General features: G+C 29.6%; 2 protein-coding genes. One reads left to right on the top strand and one right to left on the bottom strand.

Translation table 11 applies throughout. The features are described from left to right. Positions 1–67: 67 nt before the first annotated feature. Positions 68–1,774: a gliding motility lipoprotein GldJ gene (gldJ, locus tag ACH2BC_RS10670; RefSeq protein ID WP_395053986.1), complete on the bottom strand. Its 1,707-nt coding sequence runs from the start codon at positions 1,772–1,774 to the stop codon at positions 68–70. A 202-nt stretch (positions 1,775–1,976) separates the two neighbouring features. Here gldJ and porU point away from each other — a divergent pair. Then, the coding region (porU, locus tag ACH2BC_RS10665; RefSeq protein ID WP_395053985.1) for a type IX secretion system sortase PorU at positions 1,977–5,597 on the top strand (3,621 nt) is incomplete at its 3' end.

Below are 5,597 nucleotides of genomic sequence, written 5' to 3'. Positions count from 1 at the left end.
AAAAGTTTATTAAATTATAAAGTCCCGTAAATTTACGGGACTTTAAGTATATTATCTAAAATATTTTTTAATTTCTTGGTCTTTTCTTTTTGTCAGCTTTTGGACCAACTCTAGACATAGCACATCTAAATCCAATATAATCTGTTGCCATATCTTGTGGAAAATATCTTCTTTGAGCTGGATCTAACCAATATGCTCTATCTCTCCATGATCCACCTTTATAAACTCTAACATCATCATTTACTAATGTTGTACGTTTACTTGATTTATCATATTTACGAATCATGTTTCCAATACTATCTGTAGTAACATTATGTTTTGGTGAATCGTACATTCTTTTTTCATCAGTAAGTTTTTCTCCTTCTTCAGAGCTTCCAAAATCAAAATATCTTGTAGATTGTTTATCTCCATCACGATAGTTTCTTTCGTCGCTTTTGTCAAAGTTTTGTCTCAAGTAAGTTTCTTTTTCATCAACTGGAACTTGAGCAATTTGACCTGGAAAATTTCTAGCCATAACTCTACCATTAGGCAAAGTATCAAAAGTTTGACTTTCTCCTGTTACAAGCTCAACTTTTCCGTCTTCACCAATTTTATTTTTTGTGTAAACGTTTCCTCTAAAGTAATTAAAGTCATTCGCTTCATCATCAACTATTGGTCTATAAACATCGGCAACCCATTCTGAAACGTTACCTGCCATGTCATATAATCCAAAATCATTTGGTGGATACGATTTTACTTTATTAGTAATATCAGCGCCATCATCAGACCATCCAGCAATTCCACCGTAATCACCTTTTCCTTGTTTAAAGTTAGCCAATTGGTCACCTTTAATTTTTCTTTTTCCAGAACGTGTATAACTTCCAGACCAAGGATATTTCTTTTGACCTTTGTAAATATTATATTCTCTTTGTCCAACATCTGCTGCTGCTGCATATTCCCATTCAGCTTCTGTAGGAAGTCTATATTCAGGTAAAATTAAACCAGATGTTCTTTGAGCATATACGTTTTTAGCTTCTTGTGCTTCTCCTTTAGAATTTTTTGTTCCACCTTTTCCTGCTGCTTTAGAATTTCTTCTTCCTTTCAATACAATTTCTTCGTTTCCTCCAAAAGTGCTTGTTGGTGTTGCTAAATAAGTTTCTGTGCTAAAAGTAGCTTCCGAACTTGCATCTGCAACTTTAGCATCTTTTTTTAGAAATCCTTCTCTTTCTAATACAGATTCGTTAACTCTATCAGTTCTCCATTTACTAAATTCAACTGCTTGAATCCAGTTAACACCAACTACAGGATATTCTGAATAAGCTGGATGTCTTAAATAGTTATTAGTCATAGTTTCGTTATAACCAAGTCTATTTCTCCAAACTAATGTATCTGGCGATGCACCTTCATAAATATTTTTATAATTGTCTTCTGTTGGCGGATAAACTCTTTTTAACCAATCTAAATACTCCATGTACATTAAATTAGTTACTTCTGTCTCATCCATATAAAAAGACTGAACGTGTTGCTGATTTGGAGTGTTATTCCAATCATGCATAGGATCATCTTGAACTTTACCCATAGTAAATGTTCCACCTTCTACAAGAACTAAACCTGGACCAGTTTCTTGTTTTTTAAAGTTAGAGGCATATTGAAAACCACCTTTTTTATCGTTGATTTTCCATCCTGTAGCTTTAGACGAATTTTTTGAGCTAGACTTTTTACTACAACTAGTAAAACCGATTGTTATTATTAATGTTAATAATAACTTGATAGCCATAATTTTGTTTACTTTCATACTTTTAATAGGTAATAAATTTCGTGACGCAATATAAGAATTAACCTTTAAAGTGCAACACAATTAGAAATATTTATAATTTTTTTTTGCTATTGATGTTCATTATTAACGAATTTTAACTTATAATATTGTGTTAATTTCAAATAAATAGTATTTTTACTCTTTCGTAATAAATATAATTTTTTTACGTTATACAATTGCTATGAAAAAAATTTTAATCCTTGTTTTTTTACTTTTTAATTGTTTTGTATTTTCACAAAATAATGGTTCTATTACTTTAAATTGGTCAAGTAATTCAAGCTATTCAGAGGATAATGCTAAATTCACTATTCCACAATTTGATACTAAAAATTTTAATTTTGATTCTTATAATAAGACACTTTCTTATGTAAACAAATTTAAAACCAATTCGCTAATTAACGAAAATTCTCTAGTAATTTCTAACCTAAATTATCAAACAATTTCCGAAAATGAACTAGGTGATTTATCTAAAAATAATTTATTAAATACTGTAAGTTTTAAATTACAAAATTTGATTTCAAGAGATGTTAATCTGGTTTTATTTACCTTTAATCCGATAATTAAAATTGATAATGAATACAAAAAAGTGCTCTCTTTTAATTATTCGTATCAAAATAGTTCAAATTCTAACAAAAATAATCTCCAAAATCTAGTTCCAAATACCATTATAAATTCTGTTTTATCAACAGGAAATTTTTATAGATTTTATGTTCAAAAATCTGGCGTTTATAAAATTTCTAAATCTTTTTTAACTCAATTAGGTTTAAATACTGATGGAGTAAATCCGAATAAAATAAAAATCTTTGGAAATGGTGGAAGAATGGTTCCATTAAAAAACAATGTTCCATATCCTTATGATCTAGAAGAAAATGCTATTCAAGTAATTGGTGATGCAGATAATTCTTTTGATAATGACGATTACATACTTTTTTATGCAGAAGGAATGGACAATTGGAGCGAAGAAAATAAAACACATTTAAATCTATATGCAGATAAGTCCTATTATTATGTAACAACTTCTGGAAGCGATGGTAAAAGAATTTCATCATTCAATCAACCGTCAGCTTCGGCTACATTAAATTTAACAACTTTTGACGATTATCAATTTCATGAAACCGATTTAACTAATATAGGAAGATTAGGAAGAATTTGGTTTGGCGAAAGTTTTAGTTTAAAAAACGAACAAGATTTCGAATTCAACTTTCCAAATATCGAAACCACAATTCCAACTAAAATAGAAGTACACGTTGGTGGAAATTCATTTGTAAGCACAACATTTGATGTTTCTGTAAATGCAACATCTATTGGAGCTTTAAGTTTACCAGCAATTGCTGTTAACTCAAGTTTAGAAGCGAGTAATGCTACCATTATTAATAATTCATTAACTAGTTCTCAAAATTTTAATGTAAAATTAAAATTCAATAATAATGGTGTTCCCAACTCTAAAGCTCATCTAGATTATATAATTTTAAAAGCAACCAGTAAATTATTAGGTTACGGTAAACAATTTAAATTTCAGTATAATAACAGTGCAACTCAAACTGGTGTTGTAGAATATCAACTAACTAATGCATCTGCCATTAAGCAAGTTTGGGATATTTCAGATATATATAATGTACAAACAATTTCTAATTCAACCAGTCAAAGTAATTTTTCTTTCAAAGCCAATTTAGGAACTTTAAAAAAATACATTGCACTTGACGAAGCCGATTTTTATTCTCCTTTAAAAGATAATAACACTAATGTTACTAGTCAAAATTTAAAAGGAACCATTTTTAAAAACAATCAAGGCAACTTTCAAGATATTGATTATTTAATCATTACACCAAGAAGTTTAAATTCTCAAGCAGAACGATTGGCAAATTTTCATAGAGGTTATTCCAATTTAAATGTGAAAGTTGTAAATCTTGATAATATATATGAAGAATTTGGATCTGGTAAACAAGATATTGGCGCCATCAGAAATTTTGTTAGATATGTATATTTAAATGCATCTTCAACTGCCAATAGAGTAAAATATTTAAATCTTTTTGGCGATGCTTCGTTCGATTTTAAAGATAGAATACCAAATAATACCAATATTGTACCTATATATCACGCTGTAAATAGTTATTCATCAAGCGAACCTTCATTTGCATCTGATGATTATTTTGCATTAATGGATGATAATGAAGGTGATCCATTATATTCTTTTTCTGCTGATATTGCAGTTGGTAGAATGCTAGTTTCATCGCCACAACAAGCAGATGAAATGGTTAATAAAGTTATAGAATACCACGATATAAAATCTTACGGAAGTTGGAGAAACAATTATGTTAGTATTTCTGATGATTCAGATAAAGTTGATGATGCAACATTACAAGTAAAACAAAATACTTTGACAGATGCAATTCATGCTAACAAACCATTTATAAATTTTAAAAAAGTACTTTTAGATTCTTATCAACAACAAACTTCTGCTGGTGGCGATAGATATCCTAAAGCCAATGAAGATATTATAAATGCATTTGAAAAAGGTGCTTTGGTTTTCAATTATCTTGGTCATGGTGGAGAAGATGGTTTAACAGGTGAAAGAATTTGGGATAAATTTGACGGATTAAATTTTAATAATCGTTACAGATATCCATTGTTTATAACCATTACTTGCGAATTTTCAAGATTTGATAATCCATATCGTCCAACTGCTGGCGAATATACTTTTTGGAATCCAAAAGGTGGTGCAGTAGCAATGATAACAACCATTAGATCAATAGGAAAAACTACAGCTGAATTATTTAATGATGAAATGTCTGAACAATTATTTTCTTATAGCTCCAATACATACACTTCAATTGCAGAAGCATTGCGATTAGCAAAAATTGGAAGTAATAATAATGAATCTACAAGAGTAGTTGCATTTCTTGGTGATCCAGCATTAATGCTAGCAATTCCAAAACCAAGAGTTGTATTAACTAAAGTTAACGATGTTCCAATAACGCAGCCAATTTCCGATTTAAAAGCATTGGCTTACGTAAAATTATCTGGCGAAGTACAAGACGAATCTGGAAACCCACTTCCAAACTATAACGGAGAATTATTCGTAAATATATTTGATAAAAATTATAATAGAAGTACTTTAAATAACGATAACAATAGTCCGCCAATTACATTTACAAACCTTGGAGAAACAATTTTTAGAGGAAATGCATCTGTAAATAATGGATTGTTCGAATTTGGTTTTGTGGTTCCAAGAGACATTAAAATTCCGCTAGGAAACGGAAGAATAAGTTTTTACACTAAAAGAAATGAAATTTTATTAGACAAAACTGGTTATAATTTAGATATAAAAGTTGGCGGAATAAATACTAATGCTGTAGCAGATGTTACTGCGCCAACCGTAAGACTTTATATGAATGATGAAACTTTTGTAAATGGTGGAATTACTAACGAATCGCCTTTCTTTTTAGCTTTTCTTGAAGATGAGCACGGAATAAATACAGCAAGTGGAATTGGTCATGATATTGTAGCAATTTTAGATGGAGATGAAACCAAACCATATATATTAAACGATTATTACGAAACAGAACTTGATAATTATAAAAAAGGTAAAATTAGATTTCCTTTTAGAAATCTAGCTTTAGGATTGCACACAATTACCTTTAAAGCTTGGGATGTTTATAATAATTTTATAGCAACAGAAATTCAATTTGTAGTAGTTGGCGATGATGATGTAACCTTGACCAATGTGTTAAATTATCCAAATCCGTTTGTAAATTATACACAATTTTGGTTCACACACAACAAACCATTTGAACCATTACAA

The organism is Flavobacterium sp. (assembly GCF_043760115.1).
Taxonomy (GTDB): Bacteria; Bacteroidota; Bacteroidia; order Flavobacteriales; family Flavobacteriaceae; genus Flavobacterium.
The sequence above is the reverse complement of the archived record's forward strand: the minus strand, read 5'-3'. Positions and strand labels throughout refer to the sequence as shown.

Bases quoted from the DNA above. Each gene is read 5' to 3' on its own strand.
- gldJ (WP_395053986.1), bottom strand. From the start codon at position 1,774: ATGAAAGTAAACAAAATTATGGCTATCAAGTTATTATTAACATTAATA.